This is a genomic window from Paenibacillus sp. FSL R7-269 (assembly GCF_000517865.1).
Taxonomy (GTDB): domain Bacteria; phylum Bacillota; class Bacilli; order Paenibacillales; family Paenibacillaceae; genus Paenibacillus_AQ.
Genome location: NZ_ASPS01000030.1, coordinates 34,055 through 52,043, shown reverse-complemented (window position 1 = coordinate 52,043; position 17,989 = coordinate 34,055). Strand labels below are relative to the sequence as shown.

Sequence of the window (17,989 nt, the reverse complement as noted above, 5' to 3'; positions counted from 1 at the left end):
TAAAATGAACCCACTCAAAATACCGAAGCGGATGACCACCGCGCTCGTCAATTCGCTGACAGCGGGAGTTGTACCGCGGATCGGGCTTGAACATATCGCCGTCGGCCGCCGTCCGGAGGTGGAGGCGATTCTCCGCGATATGGAGAACATCGCTGATGGCGGAGCCGCCTTCAAGCTAATTACAGGCAAGTTCGGCAGCGGCAAAAGCTTCCTGCTCCAGATCATCCGCAACTATGCGATGGACCGTGACTTCGTGGTTGCTGATGCTGACCTGTCACCGGAGCGGCGGCTGGTCGGCACGAAGGGCCAAGGGCTCGCCACCTACCGCGAGCTGATGAGCCATCTCTCGACCCGGACCCGCCCGGATGGAGGGGCACTGGAGATTATGCTGCAGAAGTGGATCATGACGCTGCAGCAGGCGGTGATGCAGGAGAAGGGCTACGGCCCTGATGCGCAGGAGCTGGGCGATGAGGTTGAGCAGCGTATCTATTCGGTAGCTTCCGAGATGCGAGGGCTGGTGCATGGCTTCGACTTCGCCAAGGTGCTGGCTTCCTACTGGAACGGACATAAGTTGGCTGATGACGGACTGAAGCAGGATTCCCTGCGCTGGCTGCGGGGAGAGTTCCCAACCCGAACGGAAGCGCGGAAGGCGCTCGGCGTTGGTGTCATTATCGATGATGACAACTGGTATGACTATATGAAGCTGTGGGCGGAATTCACCGGAGCCATCGGCTATAAGGGCTTGCTGCTGTTCATCGATGAAGGGGTGAACCTCTACAAGATTACCAACAGCATCTCGCGGCAGAGCAATTACGAGAAGCTGCTGACCATGTTCAATGATACGATGCAAGGCAAGGCAGAGCGGCTGGGAATCTTCGTTGGCGGTACGCCGCAGTTCGTGGAGGACCACCGGCGCGGACTGTTCAGCTATGAGGCCTTGCGTTCCCGGCTGGTGGCCGGACGGTACGCAGGCAACGGTCTGAACAATTACACAGGGCCGATTATCGCGCTAGACATGCTCTCCCACGAAGAGATTCTGATTCTGCTCCAGAAGCTGCGGGATATCCACGCGCTGCACTACGGATATGAAGCAAGACTGACGCAGGAGCAGCTGGTGCATTTCATGGAAGAGGCGGTCAACCGGCTGGGAGCTGATGAACTGCTCACCGCACGCGAGGTGGTGCGTGATTTCATGGATCTGCTGCATACCCTGCACCAGCATCCGGAGCTTTCATTCGAGAAGCTGGTCGGAGAGCGGACTTCGCGGCCCGCTGAGACAGAGCAGAATGAGCTGGACGGCTTCCTGGCGGAGTTCGACCTATGAGTGATAACCCGTTCTACCGGCTGGCCCCGTTCATCAAGGAATTCATCTACAAGAACCGCTGGGATACGCTGCGCGAGGCACAGGTCGATGCCTGCCGGGTGCTGTTTGACACGCCGCATCATCTGCTGATCGCTTCAGGGACGGCCTCAGGCAAGACTGAAGCGGCCTTCTTCCCGGCACTCACGGAGCTGTACGAGCGTCCGTCTGCCTCTGTAGGCATCCTGTATATCGCGCCGCTGAAGGCGCTGATTAACGACCAGTTCACGCGGCTGAACGATCTGCTGCGTGAAGGGAACATTCCGGTCTGGCATTGGCATGGCGATGTGCCGCAGGCGGACAAGACCAAGCTGATGCAGAACCCTTCGGGGGTACTGCAGATTACCCCGGAATCCCTTGAGGGTCTGCTGATGAACCGCCCGAATGCGATCCCGGCCCTGTTCCATGATCTGCGCTTCATCGTCATCGATGAAGTACATGCCTTTATGGGTGCGGACCGCGGCATTCAGGTGCTGAGCCAGCTGGCGCGGATCTCGCGGATGGCGGGCTGTCATCCGCGGCGGGTCGGCCTCTCTGCGACCTTAAGCGACTACGCCTCCGTTACGGAGTGGCTGGCGGCAGGCACGCGCGAGAGCGTGGAGGTCAGCGCGCCGCAGGGTGGACGCAAGCTGCGGCTGAGCGTGGAGCATTTCTCGTTCCCGGATGCGCGGAATGAGGAGGAGGCTGAGCACCTGGAGCGGGCGCGACAGGCGTATTACGGGTTCATCTACGATCACACGCATGTTAAGAAAGCGTTGATCTTCACGAACAGCCGCAGCGATGCCGAAGAGGCCATCCTGGAGATGCGGCGCATTGCCGCTAAGCGCGGCGAGCGGGATGTCTTCCATGTGCATCATGGAAGCATCTCCGCTATGCTGCGCGAGGAGACCGAGGCCACGCTCCGTGAGGGCGCGGGGCCGGCAGTAGCTGCAGCGACGCTGACGCTGGAGCTGGGGATTGATCTGGGCGAGCTGGAGCGGGTACTCCAGCTCGGCGCGCCTTATAGCTGCGCGAGCTTCGTGCAGCGGCTGGGCCGCTCGGGCAGGCGCGGGGACGCCGCCTCCGAGATGATCTTCGTCACGCCCGAGGAGGAGGACGAGGAGGCGCAGCTCCCGGCGCGCATGCCGTGGACGCTGCTGCGGGCCATTGCCGTAATCGAGCTGTACGTGCGCGAGAAATGGGTGGAGCCTCTGGTCGTGCGCCAGCTGCCGGTCGGTCTGCTGTATCATCAGACGATGAGCATTCTGAAGAGCATGGGGGAAGCAGAGCCGGAGGACTTGAAGGAGGCTGTGCTGAGCCTGCCGTCCTTCCGCAGCATCGATCCCGCGGATTATGATGACTTCATGGAGTACATGCTGGGCATGGGCCATATCGAGCAGATGGATGAGGGCAGCCTGCTGATCGGAATGGCAGGCGAGAAGATCGTCAACAACTTCCGCTTCTATGCGGTATTCAAAGACGATGAAGAGCATGTTGTCTATAACGGGACGGAAGAGATTGGATCCATTACCACCGTGCCTCCTCCGGGCTACTGCTTCACACTGGCAGGCAAGCTGTGGAAGGTTGAAGAGGTGGACAATCGTCACAAGGCCGTCTATGTCAAAGGCTCACGCGGCAAAGTGGACACCTTATGGCTCGGTGCAGGCGGAGATGTCCATACCCGGATCATGACGAAGATCCGGGAAGTATTAGGATCTACGGCCCTATACCCTTACCTTGCGCCAAGCGCGGCCGCCAGACTGGAACGGGCGCGGAGGCTTGCCAAGGAGAGCGGCTTGCTGACGCGTTCAGTTCTGCCTGCGGGAGGAGACTCCATGTTCATCCTTCCGTGGGCTGGCAGCCGCCAGTTCCGTACGCTGGAGCGCCTGCTCAAGAACAATCTGAAGGAGCCACTGGGGTTGCGTTCAGTCGTGCCGATGGAACCATATTATATGGTGGTCGCCGGTAAAGTGGATGCAGAGAAGCTGGAGGATGAGATCATCGCCGAGACCGCTGCGGCTTCGGATGCACTCACGCTCCTGAAGCCGGATGAAGCCCCTTACCTCGGCAAATACGATGAGTTCATCCCGCATGACCTGCTGCGCAAAGCTTTTTCGCTCGATGGCCTTGATGTGCCGGGTCTGGTCCATGTCATCAAACAGTGGCGGCAGCCTCCGGCATAAATTGATATAGCGATAGCCAATATGCGGAGATGTATCCCGCTTATACAACAAGAAGCAGTCGATCCTATCGTGATCAGCTGCTTCTTGTTTATCCACGGAAGTTATTATAGGGTGGGTGAGGAATCTATGGAAGCAAATGCGTTAGAGCGTTTACCGGATCCAACAATTTTACAAAAGCTAATGAAAATCCAAGCTTCACTGAATATTATTCTTTGTCAGGAGGAATGGCTTCGTTACCATAGTTTCAATCAAGAGTGGAATGATGGTGTGTCTATGGCGAAAATAGATAATGGATCAGGGGATCATTTATTTATTTTGTTTTCCAATGAAGGCTCCATCATAAAAGGTTTCGATCACGAATCTGAATTAAGTCCATACGCACAAGATGAACATAAAGTATGGCAAGGAATTTATGATGACGTCCCAAAGGGATTATTACCATTACTTGATGATGCTGCGATTGAAAAAGAAGATGTGACTTTTTGCATTTGGCGTAAAAGCAGTGACACTAGCTGGCACAAAGGAAACGTTGAGATTCCAGAAGGTGAAAGCGATGGTTCTGATTTTTTACTGGGCTGTATATTCCATACACCAGAGGATTTTGTGGAATTTGCAACAGATTATTTTGAATTATCCCTATCCTTAGAGGTTGTTGCAAAAATCTACGAGGATCTCCCCATTACGGAAGAGATGATCCATAGCTTGAATTCCAGCTGTGACGTAAAGGAAGTTCTTCAAGAATTAGAGCTATTACGCTTAAGAGGTTAGTAAGATTCGCTGGTATTACCCAGAATCGTGGAACCACACCTTCACTCTGACGTATAGACGTATAATCATTTTCAATTTATTCCATTATCACGCATACAGGCGGAGGTGAACCGGACTGGAGCATTTCTATGACTTGATTCAATTGGCATTCTCCATCGCTCTGATCTATTCGATAGTGTCGATTCCCTTTACCTACTTTTCTGTGCAGGAGATCCACTGGGGTCATGAACTTACTGCACCCGGTTTAACTTGGTCGGTAGCGGTCAGACTGACGCAGCCGAGCAGTATTCAGCGCTGGATCGCACGAACCGCCAGGCGAAGAGAAGCACCTGATGACGAAGATAACCGTCCTTTCCCACATTGAGATCCATACATTCAATTAGGGAGGACAACAATGAACAAGATGAACCTGTATCCAAAATGGGCCAAGCCCATTCTCGTCCTAGCAATGGGACTTATTACGGCCATATTGCTTAGCGGCTGCTCAGCAGCCTCCCAGGCCAGCCCGATTCTGGCGGATTCACCGGGGATATTCAACCACTTCTTTATTTATCCGTTCTCGTACTTAATCCAATTCTTTGGAGATGCATTCCAAGGAAACTACGGCTTATCGATTGTGCTGATGACTCTCATCATCAGGCTTGCGATCCTGCCGCTAATGATGAAGCAGACGAAGAAGCAAATAGCCATGAAAGCCAAGATGGCCGTCCTCCAGCCGGAGTTAACGGAGCTGAAGGAACGGTATAAGAACAACGTCAGCGCCGATGCCGCAAAACAACAGCAGGCCGAAATGATGCAGCTCTACCAGAAGCATCAGTTCAACCCGTTAAGTATGGGGTGCTTGCCGATGCTGCTCCAATGGCCGATCACCCTGGCATTTTATTACGCCATCCGCCGTACCCCCGAGATTGCCGCACACGATTTCCTGTGGTTCAACCTGGGGACCGCAGATATGATTCTGCCGCTTATTGCCGCTGCGGTCTATTACGTGCAGTTCCGTGTATCGCAATCTGCAGCTGTACAGAATCAGCAAAGCCCGGGCAACCAAATGGCTTGGATGGGATGGTTGTCGCCGGTCATGATGGGACTGTTCTCGTTTCAGGTACCCGCAGCCTTGCCGTTATATTGGGTGGTTGGCGGGATATTCATCATCGTGCAGACAGCCATTCTGAATAAAATGTACGCGAAGCCGGACTTAGCAGGTAAGAATCTATCTGCCGGTGTAGAAGAATAATTTTGAATTTCGCTTAAACAGCGGAGCGTCCACCCAAGTGCTTACGTAAATCTTACTCCTATTTAAGAGCTGTCCCAAGCAGTCAATTCATGGCTTCTGGGACAGCTTCTTGTCGAGCAAACATAAATGACTATATATAAACAAACGAGGTGACTCCAAATGAATTCACTTATAAGTGTAAGGCTGGCGTCCATAGCAGATGCTGAGGCACTGTCGGGACTCAACCAAGAGTTCAACGGCGGCGTCCGCAGACCCCCGGCCCAAATTGTTGAACATCTACATACTAACCGTAACGAATGTATTGCCGTAGCCGAGTTGAACGGTGCCATCGTGGGTTTTGGCTGCGCCCAAAGCCTGTATTCCTTTTGCTATGAGGAGCCTTATGGAGAAATTACAGAGCTTTATGTGCAAGATACCGCCCGGAGAAAAGGAGCTGCCAGAGCCATCATCACTTGTCTGGAAGACGAGCTTTGAGTGCGCGGAGTGAAACGGGTCAAGGTATTGACGGGTAGAAAGAACGCTGCGGCCATTCAGACCTACGAAGATTGCGGCTATGTGAAAGACGATGAGCAGATGTTAGAGAAAGAGCTGATGAATGAAGCCTGCCCAAGCATACCCTAGAAAAAACAAACCTCATTTCTGCAGTTCCCACCTTGCCCGAAACGCTCCGCCTGATGATAATTAGCTTATCACGACAGAGGGGGCTTTAATGAATGGTCAACAGAAAAATGAAGCAAACCGCCACCGTCGCGTTCGCCGCGCTAATGGCAGTAAGCCTTGCCGCATGCGGGAACTCGGACAACAACGCCAATTCCAAGGCTAAGGACACCGCCGCACCGAACACCGCCACAGGCAGCGGCAATGCCGCAGCTACAGACGCACCGAAGGACAAAGCGGTAACGATTACCTTCCAGAACATCTACCCTGACCCTGCAACACCATCTTACAAAATGATCCACGAGCTGACGGACCAGTACATGAAAGAGCATCCTAATGTTAAGATTGAGCTGGATACGCTGAACACGGACCAACAGAAGGTGAAGCTGAAAACACAAGCAGCCTCCAAAGAAATACCTGATATTACGATGGTTAACCCTGCTGCCCAAATGAAGCCCTTTGTAGATGCAGGATTATTAGCCCCGCTGAATGATGTACTCGATCAGAATGGACTGAAAGACACGTACCAATCGGGCCTGCTCGATTATTACAGCTTCGACAACAGTGTGTATGCGCTTCCTGACGGCAACAATATCGAAGTGGTCTACTATAACAAAGACTTGTTCGCCCAAGCTGGAATTGCAGCGCCTCCGGCTACCTTTGAAGAATTACTCCAGGACGTTAAGCTCTTAAAAGACAAAGGGATTACTCCACTGGCCATCGGTGAGAAGGATTCCTGGACCGGCTCGTTCCTGTTCATGAACATTCTGCTGCGCACTAACGGTGGCCCCGGCTTCCTGAAAGACGTAGTTGACGGTAAGAAAACATTTGAAGATCCTGCCTTTGTTGAAGCGGTAGACGCGTTCCAGCAACTGGTAGCGGCAGGCGCATTCCCTGACGGGGCGACTTCCATCGATGCGAATGCCGGCGGGAATATTTTCAGATCCGGTAAGGCGGCCATGTGGGTTATCGGTACTTGGGAGACGGGAGCTAATGATGCTTCTTCTGTAGCCGGTAAAGTGGGAGCCTTCCAATTTCCTACCGTTAACGGTAAAGGCGATCCGAACGAATTCATGCTTGCACCTGGCAGTGCATTTGCCGTGTCTGCAAACAGCGAGCATCTGAAGGAAACGAAGGATTTCCTGAACTTCTTCGCTTCTGAATACCCTAAAAAACAGTTCGAGCTGAAGAATGCTGTAGGTATCGGGCAAAAGGTAGACGGTGACCTGAAAGCTGCCGGTTACTCCGAGCTGGCTATCACTGTTGCCGGTCTGTTCAACCAAGTAAAAGGCGGCGATCTGTCCTTCGACAACACGATGAATCCAGCAACTTCACAAGTCCACCTCAGCAGCATTCAGAACCTGTTCGTGCAGAAGATGGATTCCAAGGCGGTAGCCAAAGAGCATCAGGCCGCATTTGAAGCGAATAAATAAGCTTAAGTCCTTAGTGGTTTTGTCCAACCTAACGCATTTCCTGTAATCGTACAGCTGTTCTACTCGATGCGAAGCAAGCCGATCAGGCTACTTCGCATCGGGTTTATCATGCACTTTAATAAGTTAATAACATTAATTATTAATTGGATGAATTAATAGACAAAGAAGAATCTGCTTGATTAGGAGGCGGGAAAGATGAAAGTTCTTAAGGTGCCGGCATACACAATCGCCGTCTTCATAGTGCCATGTCTGCTGCTCTATGTGTGCCTGGTATTCGTTCCCATACTGGTCTCATTCTACACGGGTTTATTGAAGTGGGACGGTCTAACGACCGCTCAGTTCGTCGGCTTCGGCAACTTCAAAAATATGTTCTGGCATGACCCGGTGTTCTGGCCCTCTGTGCGGAGAACGCTGCTGTACGCCGTGGCATCCATGCTGGAAATCCCGCTCTGTCTGGGGATGGCGATCCTGCTTAACCGCTATCTGCGCAGAGCCAATACGCTGGTGTCGATCTACTTCACGCCGGTCATCTTATCAGTCGTTATTATTGGACAACTCTGGAAGACCATCTATAATCCTACTTCGATGGGGGGCATGCTGAACGGTGTGCTGGTGTCCCTGGGGCTGGAGAGCTGGACGCATAACTGGCTGACTGAGCCTAATATCGCCATGTATTCTCTGTATCTGGTCTCCCTGTGGCAGTATTTCGGCTACCATCTGCTGATCCAGTATACCGGGGTGCAGAACATTCCCGATGAGCTGTACGAAGCGGCCCGGATTGATGGAGCGGACGGCTTCAAGGCGGATCGATACATTACGCTTCCGCTGATCATCCCGATTTTCAAAATCTCGATTATCCTGGCGTTCATCGGGTCCCTGCAAGCCTTCGACCTGGTTATGGTCATGACTGGCGGCGGTCCGGCTCATGCAACGGATGTCATCTCCACCCATATGTATAACAGCTCCTTCTTGTCCTTCAAGTATGGCTACGGCAGCGCGATTGCGACGTTCCTCGTGGTGGTCTGCCTCATTTTTACCGGCATCATCAACACGATATTCAACCGGCTTGAGCGAAAATTCGAGTAGGAAAGGAGTGCGCGGACCATGCGTATGTTTAAAAAAGGAATCGTGTATCTTCTTTTTGCCATTCCTGTCATTACCCAGCTCTACCCGCTGCTGTGGCTGTTGTTATATTCCCTGAAGACGAATGAGGAGATTCAGGACGGGAGCTTCTTTTCTTTTCCGCGAAAATTCCAGTGGCATAACTACTACGAGGCTTACACCTCGGGCAGCTATCTGAAGTACCTGTCGAACAGCGTGTTCGTTACCGGCCTTACGATGATATGTGTCATTCTGCTGGCTTCAATGGCGGCCTACGCGATCTCCCGGTTCCGGTGGAAATACGGCAATGTCGTGATGACCATTTTCCTGATGGGGATGATGATTCCGATGCAGGCCACGCTGCTGCCGCTGATGATTATTTTCAAAAATATGCATATCCTCAACACCCACTGGTCGCTGATTCTGCCGTATATCGCGTTCTCAACTCCCATCGCCGTGTTCATATTGAGCGGCTTCATGAGAGCTATTCCACATGAGATCGAAGAATCGGCGTTCATCGACGGGGCGAGTGTGTACCGGATCTTCCGCAGCATCATCCTGCCGGTGTCCATTCCGCCGGTCATGACCGTATGTATCCTAACCTTCATCAACATCTGGAACGAATACATCCTGGCCGCCACGTTCATCTCGTCAGAGAGGCTCAAAACCCTTCCATTCGGGGTCTACACCTTCGTGAGCCAGTATTCGGTCAATTACGGCAATATCGGGGCCTTCCTCGTAATGGGCGCGCTGCCGGTCATTCTGATCTACTTCTTCCTGTCGAATCAGATTACCAAAGGGATGGTGGCCGGAGCGGTCAAGGGATAGGTACGGCATGCCGAATTCCCTCATTGCATAAAAATGGAAAAGTTCTATAATAGGAAACGGCAGAACAGGGTGCGTAAAGGGGAGAGGCTTATGAAGCTCGGCTTTCATTCCATACATCATCGGTTGTTCTTGCTGTTTCTTTTTTGCATGTCTAGTATTCTGCTTATTGTCAGCCTGCTGTACTATAACCGGACTACAGACCAATTGCATGAGAAGATCGGTGATTTGTCGCAAAAAAACGTCGCCCAGAGCGCAGGCTTATTCACGCTTCTCTATAAAGGGTATGACGCTTTGTCCAAGTCGCTCAGCAATAACTTCGAGATGATCCGCTTAATCAATGAGAAGACGGACGGGCCGGCGGTCGCCTATATCAATGAGCAGACGGTGACGAATATCATTGGCTCGATTTTTTATTCGCGTGACGATCTGGTGGGTATCCATGTGATCACGGACCGCGGCAAGATCTATAACTATGGCAACTATATGAATGTGGTCGACCCGAATTACAGGCAGGAGGACTGGTACCGGCAATTGCAGGCTTCCTCGGGGAAAATGGTCTGGCTCGGGGTGTACCCGCACTCCCTGATCGACCAGGTGGAGGACAGCCCGGTCTTCGCCTTCGGGCGGCAGCTCTATGATCTGAATGAGCATAAGCCGATCGGCATCGTGCTGTATGAGACGGACCCGAAGCCGGTGCTGGATGCGCTGGAGAACCTGAAGCTGGGCGCGCACAGCCAGGTCTACCTGATGTCGCCGGATGGACGGTTTGTCACCTCGGCCACCGATCCGCAGCCGGACGCTGCCCATCTGCCTAAGCTCCCCGCTACGGAGCATGTGATGGTTCAGCAGGAGCGCGGGCAACTGGTTGTGGCGTCCAAATTGTCTTTCTCGGGCTGGTGGGTGATGAGTATTACGCCGGACCAGGATCTAAATGTGGAACTGGTGGAGCTGAAGCAGTATCTTTTGATCGTGATCTCGGCGCTGATTCTGGTCTCTACGCTGATTGCATCGATCGTATCGCAGACCATCTCTTCGCCGCTGAAGAAGCTGATCCGCGAGATGCGGCAGGTGGAGGTGGGGAATTTCGGGGGCATGGTCAAGGTCTCTTCGTATCAGGAGATTAACATTCTGGTTGCTTCCTTCAACCGGATGGTCCGGCGGATCGAGGAGCTGATTGAGCGGGTCAAGCTGTCCTCGGTCAGCGAAAAGAATGCGGAGCTGCATGCCCTGCAGTCTCAGGTGAACCCGCATTTTCTCTACAATACGCTGGATATGATCTACTGGATGCTGGATGAGGAGGGCAATGAACAGCTTGGCGAACTGGTGCTCTCTCTGTCTTCGATGTTCCGTTACAGCAGCCAGTGGGAAGACGGGGCCGATGTAAGCCTGAGCGAGGAACTGGAGCAGATCAGGCATTACTTGAAGATTATCTCGATCCGGCTGGAGGGCCGCCTCGTAATCGTGACCGATATCGATGAACGCTGGCTGAACATCAGGGTCCCGAAGATGACGGTGCAGCCGGTCATTGAGAATGCGGTCAAGCATGGACTGGAGCCGCTCTTGCGTCAGGGGATTCTCAAGGTATACACCCGGCAAGAGAGCGATCATCTTGAGCTGATTGTGGAGGATAACGGGGCCGGAATGAACGGGGAGCAGCTTGCAAGGCTACAAGAATCGCTGCATGTGGAAGGTCCCGATCATTCTGGCGCTAGTGGCAGAGAAGGCGGCAAAAGCGGGATCGGACTCCAGAACCTGCACCGCCGCCTGCGGTTCATGTTTGGAGAGGGCTACGGTCTGCAGATTCAGAGCTTCCCCGGAGAGGGGACGCAGGTGGCGATCGTGCTGCCTATTCCAGTGGAAGGAGAGCTGCTGAAGTGAATATTCTTATAGCCGATGATGAACGGGCCATCCGTGAAGGCATCAATCGCACGATTAAGCAGATTAGTGCAGAGCATCAGGTGTTCGTGGCTGACCGGGCGGAGGAAGCGGTGAAGATTCTGGAGGAGCAGCATATTCATATTGTGCTGACCGATATTCTGATGCCGGGCATGAACGGGCTGGAATTCATGAAGATCTCGAAGCGCCGGTATCCGTATGTGAAATGGATTGTCATCTCTGCCCACAGCGAATTCTCCTACGCCCAGGAAGCGGTCCGGCTGGGTGCGCGCGACTATCTGCTGAAGCCGATCGGCAAGCATAAGCTGACCGAGCTGATCGACAGCCTGACAACTGAAATTCAGCAGGATAACCAAATCTCACGGCAAGGCGAGCGGCTGAAGGCCAGTCTGCGGTTTCTGCGCGAGGGTGTTTTTCAGCGGCTGGCCTCGGGGCTTGATATCGGGAATCTGGACATCGACGCGTTCATTGAAGATTATCATTCCTTCTATCTGGTCATGATTCAACTGGAGCCGGGGGATCAGAGTGCCCGTCTGGAGCATTTCATTGTGGAGAATGTTCTCTCCGAGCTAATCGAGCGGTATGGTCGGGGCTTCGTGGTCAGCTATGACCGCCAGCACCTGCTGGGCCTGATCACACCGGGCGAGACTGTGCGGGTAGAGCAGTTCCAGGAGGCGGTGAAGACGCATCTGACGCATTATTTGAAAATCCCTTTTCAGATGATCTATTCCGGGCTGAGCTGTGACTTCCATACGGTGCCGCAGATCGTGAAACGGATGCGTGAGGCTTCGGCCTTCCAGGGGCCGCCGCTTGAGCCGCTCAAAGGGAGTGGGGAGAAGGCGATTGAAGTGGCGCTGCACTACATTAAGGAGCATTTCTATGAGGAGCTGTCGCTGGAGAGAATTGCTTCGGTGGTGTTCCTGAACCCGGCGTATTTCAGCCAGTTGTTCAAGCAGAAGACAGGTCAGGGGTATAAGGAATACGTCACCTCTCTGCGGCTGGAGCAGGCGAAGCTGCTGCTGCTGAATCCGGGGCTGAAGCTGGCCGAGATCGCGGAGCGGGTAGGCTACCAGGACATGCGCCATTTTACCCAAATGTTCCGCAAGAAATACCAGCTCACCCCCACAGAATACCGCCAAGCGGAGAGCATCAGCATTCTTAGGAGCAGGGGTACTCTGTGATGATCTCTGCAACTTCGATTCTTCCGTTAATCAACAGCTCTGGAAGCGCATTATTGAGATTGCCATTCCAGTATTCTCTGGCTTGTTCGATTTTACGGGAGAATGGGGCCCCGTCTTCCTTGGGCAATAGACTGCCGTCCCCTTCAAAAATAGCTCCAGTGACTTTAAGTCTAACGATCTGCAGCACTTTCCGGTGGTACGAATCGAATATGCTTTTCCACATCAGGGCGTCTTCATAGCTCTTTGCTGCGTATAAGCAAGACAAACGTGAAGGGTACTCAGGATGTTCCTGTAGCCTTACCATTTCAACGATAACCTCCCGAACCGCTCTGATGGTCTGCTCCGCATACTTAACCGTAACATCCGCATCCTCTTTATCCAATTTCAAACCGTCATCAGTATAATTGCCGTGCAGAATCTGCATAACGTCTTCCCCTTTGGAGTTCAACTGTTCTTGCTCGAAAAAGAAACGATATAAGGTGTTTTTCTGCTGGTTGTCAAAATTAATGATTTGATTCAGGGCCATCTTCTTTCGGGTTACAATGTGGTAAACGTACCTTTCGCTTGCTTGCATAATTTACCTACCTCCTAATACAGAATCAGAATAAAAATAGTAGATAATAGTAAATATCCTTTTAAAATAAAAACTATTCTAATAAGGAATTGTTCTTTAGGGGTCTTTGGCTTAGCGTAACGGACTGAGGCGCTCTTATTTGGGAAGGAAGTCGCCAATTATGGCAAGTAACGGACTCCACAGGCCTTATCCTTTACACTTCGGCTCCAAAACGTCTCGTAGAGAGATAATAAGGCCCACTGAGTCCGTTACGCTGCAAAAAGTGGCGTTTTCGTGGGGATAAGGTTACTCCGGTCCGTTAGTTTTTTGGATGGATAAGTTTCGCTACACGAACCACTGGGTTTAAAATGCATATTTACCCTTTGAAATCTGATGCTGTACTAGATGCTACTTTGCAGATCAAGACTTAATCACTGACTATAATGCGCTTATAAGAAAGGGGCAGCAAATCTTTAACTTCCACTTTCACTGGATTTCCCGCTTCATCATTTAGAATTACCTTGATATCAGGACAGTAATTAAGAAGCATCTGGCGGCAGTTTCCGCATGGAGCTAATAAGTGGTTGTGTGCCTTATCGTGAGTGGCCACGATGGTTTCAAACTCTCTTTCGCCAGCAGTGATAGCTGCACCGATTGCTATGTACTCCGCACAAGAACCATGAATTTCATAACAATTAACGCCAAGATACACATTTCCATTTTTACAGCGTATTGCCCCGCCCACTGTATGGTTGTAGACCCCGTCATCAAAGTTCTTTTCCAGTACGTTCATTGCCATTTCTATTAGTTCAAAATCACTTTGGTCTAATTCATAGGTTCTCATATATTCCTCCAGCATAAACTTAGTTATAACCCATACCCCATCGTAGTCTGTGCACTATTGAATAACAGAATAGCTACAACAAACATAATGATGAGAATGGCGTAAATAAAAGTAGAGGCTATTCCGCAGACCAGTCCGGCAATCGCCAATCCCCGGCCTTGCTCATAGCTGTAACGGATCTCCTTGAAGGCAAGTGAAGCCAGAACGATTGCGGTAATCCCGAACAGGATGCCGACGTAAGGTATTACGATGGAGAGAATACCCAGGACCAGTGCTGCAACCGCTTTGCCGTTCGTCCGATCCTGCGGAGGCTTCGGGTACTGCTGGTAGTAATTCTGTTCGCCATAGGGCGGAGGGGGATTATTCATCATCTAACTCCTTCATGGGTAGTGAGCTAATGCTCCTATTCAACCATCAATAATTAACCAAGTGCTCCAGAGTGACAGCGCGGGTTAGGCCAATGGATTCGGCGAGGCGGATGGAGGCGAGATTGTTCTCCAGCACCTGATACCTGGGAACGTAGCCCCGCTTCTGGGTGTGGAAGACTGCTGTGCGGACGACGCGCTGTGCTAATCCTCGCTGTCTGGCAGTTTCTATGGTACGTACGCCGCCTATCTCCCAGATTCGCTCCTCATTACGGTACACCATACATGTACTGAGTGGCGTATCCCCGTCAAATAACGTCACAGCGAAAGCCCCGTCTTCAAAATACTGCGTGATCTCCTCTAGCGAATAATCATTTGTCATCCACAGCGGCAGCAGCCGTTCATCGATAGCTTCACTGACCGTGCAGGCTTCATCTGCGCTGAAGCTCTGGCCTTCGGCCGAAGAATACGAGTAAAGACTACGGACCCTCCGCAGCGTGAAATACGGTTCCAGCGCCTCCCGGTACGCATCCTCTTGAAGCTTGAAGACCAACTTGGCGTCACGCGGCAACCGCTTGAGCAGGGCTGGGAAGACCTCAGGACTGCTGTAGTCCATCAGCACAATGGTGTCAGCCTCCGGGTAGGTCCGGTGATCATAGCCGAAGGTGGCGGCAGGCATAAGCAGCAGCACGCCCCACTCCTCCTGTTGCTCAATCAGCACACTGTCGATCTGAGCATGATAAGCCGTCATCATTTTGAGCAGCGTTACATTTTTCAGCGGATTCCGGCGTAATCTCTCCATTATTGTTGAATAGTGACTCAAGTGAGATCACTCCCTTTGCTCAGATTAATTGATTGTTCAATGTCATCCAGATGTTTGAACAGGCGCTCATACTTGGATAACATTGCGGGATCATCTACCTGTACACCGGATCTGTAAAAAAGGATATCGCCCATCCCCTCATTGATCCGTGCCCCCGCTTGAAGAATCCGCATCAGGTGTCTGGCGGTGCCGTGACTGCCCGAGATGAAGTCAACCGTATCCGGGAATATCTTCCGCAGGCTTCCCTCGAAGTAGGGGAAGTGGGTACATCCAAGGACCACCGTGCTGTACCGCTTAAGGTCCAGGTGTGCCAGCTCACTTGTCAGATAGGGAATAATTCTCTCTTCGTCAAAATCAAAATGCTCCGCAAACTCAACCAGCCCGGGCAGCGGCAGACTGTCAACAATTTCCCCATGATCGATACGGTGCACCAAATCATGATACTTCTTCTCCTGCAGCGTTAAGCGGGTGGCAAGTACCAGCACCTTCTTCTGCTTACCCTCCGATTGTTCAACCGCAGGCTTCACTGCCGGCTCAATTCCGAGCACCGGAAAGTCATACCGCTGCCGCAGCTCTTCGATCACAATGCTGGTGGCTGTGTTACAAGCGACCACCAACGCTTTTATATGCTGCTTGGCCATGAAATCCACCGCTTGCAGGATGTATTCCCTGACTTCGTCTTTCGTCTTCTCCCCATAGGGTACATGGCTGGTATCTGCATAGAAGAGGTAGTCTTCTTGCGGCAAGAGCTTAAGCGCCTGATGAAGCACGGTTAACCCACCAATGCCGGAGTCAAAAAATCCAATTCGCATACTTCCACTCTTTCCGTCATTATTAAAAGGATTCTATTATTCTATCATTAGACTTATTGTATAACTATAGCGAATGGACAAAAATGAGGAGGAGAAGGATGATGGCTGAGAAGACCAAGGTTGTTGAAGTGGTTCCGTATGATCCGGCCTGGAAGGCGGAGTATAGCAGAATTGAGGCGCGGATGCTGGAGATCACCGGGGATCTGATTATCCGGTCTGAGCATGTGGGCAGCACCTCGATTGAAGGACTGTGGGCCAAGCCTGTGATTGATATCGATCTGGTGATGGAGAGCTATGACCAGCTGCCGGGTATCATCCGCAGACTGCAGGCGTTCGGTTATGAGCATCAGGGCAACCTGGGAATTGAGGGCAGGGAAGCCTTCAAGAGCCACCAGGATGACGGATTCATGAAATACCATCTGTATGTATGTCCCAAGGATGGCAAAGGTTACGTGGAGCATATTATGTTCCGTGATTATCTGCGCAGCCATCCCGTTGCCCGGGAGGAATATCAGGCGGTCAAGCAGCGGCTGGCTGAAGAGTACCGTAATGACATTGATTCGTATTGTGACGGGAAGACCGCTTTTGTGCAGTCTATCCTGCAGAAGGCGTCACAGCAGCAAGAGTGAGAGGGAGCTTACCTGGGACGGGTCCAGAATCCCTCTGCGGACGGCTTGTCCGGCAGCACTGCCTCGAATACACGCATTCCCACCGGGTCATGGAACCCGAATGTTCTCCAGCCGTTCAGCTGCGGGGAACCGAAGCAGATATGCAGCTCGCGGGCTGTGTTGTCACACACCATGGACCATAAGGTGCCTAAGCCTTCGCTGTAATGGTGACAGCAGATTCCCTCAGGATATTCGCGTCCTGCGGCGGCTTTCATGGCTGCTACAGGATTGATAGGTGTGTTGTCGTCCATAAGTGCTGCCTGCAGCGCGTCATATCTTGTCCATGAGTTCTCCATGACTTGCTGATTATGTAGCTGCATGGAGGGCAGGGTGTAATGGTTCGCCGAGAGTACAAGCTGGCTTGCGCTTAAGCTGTCAGCAGCCGGGTGGTACTGGATCGCTTTCTCGGTACCAGCTGTCTCTACGAGGGCGATGTTCCCTTGGGCGTCAGAGATCAGGAAGTTTCTGTAGTCAGCCACCGGTATGCTGCGCATGAGCTGGACCGATTCTTCCGCAGTAGTACATTGATCCAGCAGGGCCCGGACTACGCCTGGAAAAACAAAGCCCTCCCCGGTCATCTCCGGCCGGACTCTCCCCGAGGTGGTGGTTACGGTAAGTCCTGCCTCATTCATCCCGTCATAACGTCCGAACAGTTGCAGCGCAAAGCCGGTATGTGCCAGCTTGCCCTTCACCCGGGCCAGGCTGAGCAGCAGCTGATTATACGGCTCATCCTCCCAGCCAAAATCATAATTACGCATATGATAGATCTGTCCGCTCTGATCCGCACTTGCTCCAGTTCGGTAGGCTGCCTGTGTGCAGTGGCCCGGTGCCTGGAAATAGGAATAATAGAATACGACATGGGCAGCTTCAATACCGGTCTCATCGGCGAAGCCCTGAATTTCTTCATTCAAGCCAGGGCAGTAGCGCTCGAAGCTCTCCATGGCTTTGTCCGCTGCATTCGGTGTCAGCGGGGAGCCTCCCATGAAGGGTGAGGACAAGAAGGATAGCATGGCGGAATTATTCTTATGATGGGCGCCCAAGGCGCGTCCGACCTCATAATGAGTGCCTTCGGTAACGAGATGTGTAAATTGTGCGGTCTTACGCTGTAACAGGGGATTAGCATCCATGTGAATGTTCCTTCTTTTTCGTTATTCTCTGCGCAAGAGTAGGTTCATTATAAGGGGCGTATAGATCAGGCGGCAAAGCCCGCTGCGCCTCAAATCCCCGGATGCGCAGCCAAGCGGCGAAACGCAGTTATGAATTAGACGCATTTTCACTGGTTTAGAAGGAAATACTTGTATTAT

General features: G+C 52.2%; 18 protein-coding genes. 12 read left to right on the top strand and 6 right to left on the bottom strand.

The features are described 5' to 3' along the window. Positions 1-4: 4 nt before the first annotated feature. From C162_RS15190 to C162_RS15145, 11 genes are all read left to right on the top strand, one after another. Positions 5-1,324, top strand: a complete 1,320-nt coding sequence (locus C162_RS15190; protein WP_036695343.1) for an ATP-binding protein — start codon at positions 5-7, stop codon at positions 1,322-1,324. Next, positions 1,321-3,522 (top strand): DEAD/DEAH box helicase, encoded by a 2,202-nt coding sequence (locus C162_RS15185; RefSeq protein WP_036695342.1) that lies wholly within the window; start codon positions 1,321-1,323, stop codon positions 3,520-3,522. The genes C162_RS15190 and C162_RS15185 overlap by 4 nt, the downstream gene beginning before the upstream one ends. A gap of 126 nt (positions 3,523-3,648) precedes the next feature. Continuing rightward, a complete protein-coding gene (locus C162_RS15180; RefSeq protein WP_036695341.1) occupies positions 3,649-4,290 on the top strand; it encodes a hypothetical protein in 642 nt (213 codons plus the stop codon). Between the two features lie 394 nt (positions 4,291-4,684). Beyond that, a complete protein-coding gene (gene yidC / locus C162_RS15175; protein WP_036695340.1) occupies positions 4,685-5,524 on the top strand; it encodes a membrane protein insertase YidC in 840 nt (279 codons plus the stop codon). Positions 5,525-5,683: 159 nt separating this feature from the next. After that, on the top strand, positions 5,684-5,998 hold the full coding sequence (locus C162_RS15170) for a GNAT family N-acetyltransferase (RefSeq protein WP_235218445.1): 315 nt from the start codon (positions 5,684-5,686) through the stop codon (positions 5,996-5,998). Then, a complete protein-coding gene (locus tag C162_RS36920) occupies positions 5,999-6,145 on the top strand; it encodes a hypothetical protein (RefSeq protein ID WP_235218444.1) in 147 nt (48 codons plus the stop codon). Between the two features lie 92 nt (positions 6,146-6,237). Further along, a complete protein-coding gene (locus tag C162_RS15165; protein WP_036695339.1) occupies positions 6,238-7,614 on the top strand; it encodes an extracellular solute-binding protein in 1,377 nt (458 codons plus the stop codon). Positions 7,615-7,809: 195 nt separating this feature from the next. Further along, positions 7,810-8,700 carry a carbohydrate ABC transporter permease gene (locus C162_RS15160; protein ID WP_036695338.1) on the top strand — a complete coding sequence of 297 codons (891 nt, stop codon included), beginning with the start codon at positions 7,810-7,812 and terminating at the stop codon, positions 8,698-8,700. Between the two features lie 18 nt (positions 8,701-8,718). After that, positions 8,719-9,543: a carbohydrate ABC transporter permease gene (locus C162_RS15155; RefSeq protein WP_036695336.1), complete on the top strand. Its 825-nt coding sequence runs from the start codon at positions 8,719-8,721 to the stop codon at positions 9,541-9,543. A gap of 90 nt (positions 9,544-9,633) precedes the next feature. Then, a complete protein-coding gene (locus C162_RS15150; protein WP_036695335.1) occupies positions 9,634-11,421 on the top strand; it encodes a cache domain-containing sensor histidine kinase in 1,788 nt (595 codons plus the stop codon). After that, positions 11,418-12,620, top strand: a complete 1,203-nt coding sequence (locus C162_RS15145; protein ID WP_036695334.1) for a response regulator — start codon at positions 11,418-11,420, stop codon at positions 12,618-12,620. The genes C162_RS15150 and C162_RS15145 overlap by 4 nt, the downstream gene beginning before the upstream one ends. Here the strand turns inward: C162_RS15145 and C162_RS15140 are convergent. From C162_RS15140 to murI, 5 genes are all read right to left on the bottom strand, one after another. After that, a complete protein-coding gene (locus C162_RS15140) occupies positions 12,598-13,194 on the bottom strand; it encodes a DUF2441 domain-containing protein (protein WP_036695333.1) in 597 nt (198 codons plus the stop codon). The two genes, C162_RS15145 and C162_RS15140, sit on opposite strands and share 23 nt — an antisense overlap. Before the next feature lie 406 nt (positions 13,195-13,600). After that, positions 13,601-14,017, bottom strand: a complete 417-nt coding sequence (locus C162_RS15135; protein WP_036695332.1) for a cytidine deaminase — start codon at positions 14,015-14,017, stop codon at positions 13,601-13,603. A gap of 23 nt (positions 14,018-14,040) precedes the next feature. Further along, the gene (locus tag C162_RS15130; RefSeq protein ID WP_235218443.1) at positions 14,041-14,388 is read right to left on the bottom strand and encodes a DUF4190 domain-containing protein; all 348 of its coding nucleotides are present in this window, start codon (positions 14,386-14,388) and stop codon (positions 14,041-14,043) included. 43 nt (positions 14,389-14,431) lie between these two features. Next, positions 14,432-15,205: a GNAT family N-acetyltransferase gene (locus tag C162_RS15125; RefSeq protein WP_156949634.1), complete on the bottom strand. Its 774-nt coding sequence runs from the start codon at positions 15,203-15,205 to the stop codon at positions 14,432-14,434. Next, on the bottom strand, positions 15,202-16,017 hold the full coding sequence (gene murI, locus C162_RS15120) for a glutamate racemase (protein ID WP_036695329.1): 816 nt from the start codon (positions 16,015-16,017) through the stop codon (positions 15,202-15,204). Before murI ends, C162_RS15125 begins: the two co-directional genes overlap by 4 nt. A 98-nt stretch (positions 16,018-16,115) precedes the next feature. On the opposite strand from murI, the gene C162_RS15115 reads away from it, so the two are divergent. After that, positions 16,116-16,646, top strand: coding sequence for a GrpB family protein (locus tag C162_RS15115; protein WP_235218442.1), 531 nt, complete (start codon positions 16,116-16,118; stop codon positions 16,644-16,646). A gap of 8 nt (positions 16,647-16,654) precedes the next feature. On the opposite strand, the gene C162_RS15110 is transcribed toward C162_RS15115, so the two are convergent. Next, positions 16,655-17,812 carry a C45 family autoproteolytic acyltransferase/hydolase gene (locus C162_RS15110; RefSeq protein WP_036695328.1) on the bottom strand — a complete coding sequence of 386 codons (1,158 nt, stop codon included), beginning with the start codon at positions 17,810-17,812 and terminating at the stop codon, positions 16,655-16,657. Positions 17,813-17,989 lie beyond the last annotated feature (177 nt).

Excerpts from the sequence above, each read along its gene's own strand:
- C162_RS15190 (WP_036695343.1), top strand. The coding sequence starts at position 5 with ATGAACCCACTCAAAATACCGAAGCGGATGACCACCGCGCTCGTCAAT.
- C162_RS15185 (WP_036695342.1), top strand. The coding sequence starts at position 1,321 with ATGAGTGATAACCCGTTCTACCGGCTGGCCCCGTTCATCAAGGAATTC.
- C162_RS15180 (WP_036695341.1), top strand. The coding sequence starts at position 3,649 with ATGGAAGCAAATGCGTTAGAGCGTTTACCGGATCCAACAATTTTACAA.
- yidC (WP_036695340.1), top strand. The coding sequence starts at position 4,685 with ATGAACAAGATGAACCTGTATCCAAAATGGGCCAAGCCCATTCTCGTC.
- C162_RS15170 (WP_235218445.1), top strand. The coding sequence starts at position 5,684 with ATGAATTCACTTATAAGTGTAAGGCTGGCGTCCATAGCAGATGCTGAG.
- C162_RS15165 (WP_036695339.1), top strand. The coding sequence starts at position 6,238 with ATGGTCAACAGAAAAATGAAGCAAACCGCCACCGTCGCGTTCGCCGCG.
- C162_RS15160 (WP_036695338.1), top strand. The coding sequence starts at position 7,810 with ATGAAAGTTCTTAAGGTGCCGGCATACACAATCGCCGTCTTCATAGTG.
- C162_RS15155 (WP_036695336.1), top strand. The coding sequence starts at position 8,719 with ATGCGTATGTTTAAAAAAGGAATCGTGTATCTTCTTTTTGCCATTCCT.
- C162_RS15150 (WP_036695335.1), top strand. The coding sequence starts at position 9,634 with ATGAAGCTCGGCTTTCATTCCATACATCATCGGTTGTTCTTGCTGTTT.
- C162_RS15140 (WP_036695333.1), bottom strand. The coding sequence starts at position 13,194 with ATGCAAGCAAGCGAAAGGTACGTTTACCACATTGTAACCCGAAAGAAG.
- C162_RS15135 (WP_036695332.1), bottom strand. The coding sequence starts at position 14,017 with ATGAGAACCTATGAATTAGACCAAAGTGATTTTGAACTAATAGAAATG.
- C162_RS15130 (WP_235218443.1), bottom strand. The coding sequence starts at position 14,388 with ATGATGAATAATCCCCCTCCGCCCTATGGCGAACAGAATTACTACCAG.
- murI (WP_036695329.1), bottom strand. The coding sequence starts at position 16,017 with ATGCGAATTGGATTTTTTGACTCCGGCATTGGTGGGTTAACCGTGCTT.
- C162_RS15115 (WP_235218442.1), top strand. The coding sequence starts at position 16,116 with ATGATGGCTGAGAAGACCAAGGTTGTTGAAGTGGTTCCGTATGATCCG.
- C162_RS15110 (WP_036695328.1), bottom strand. The coding sequence starts at position 17,812 with ATGGATGCTAATCCCCTGTTACAGCGTAAGACCGCACAATTTACACAT.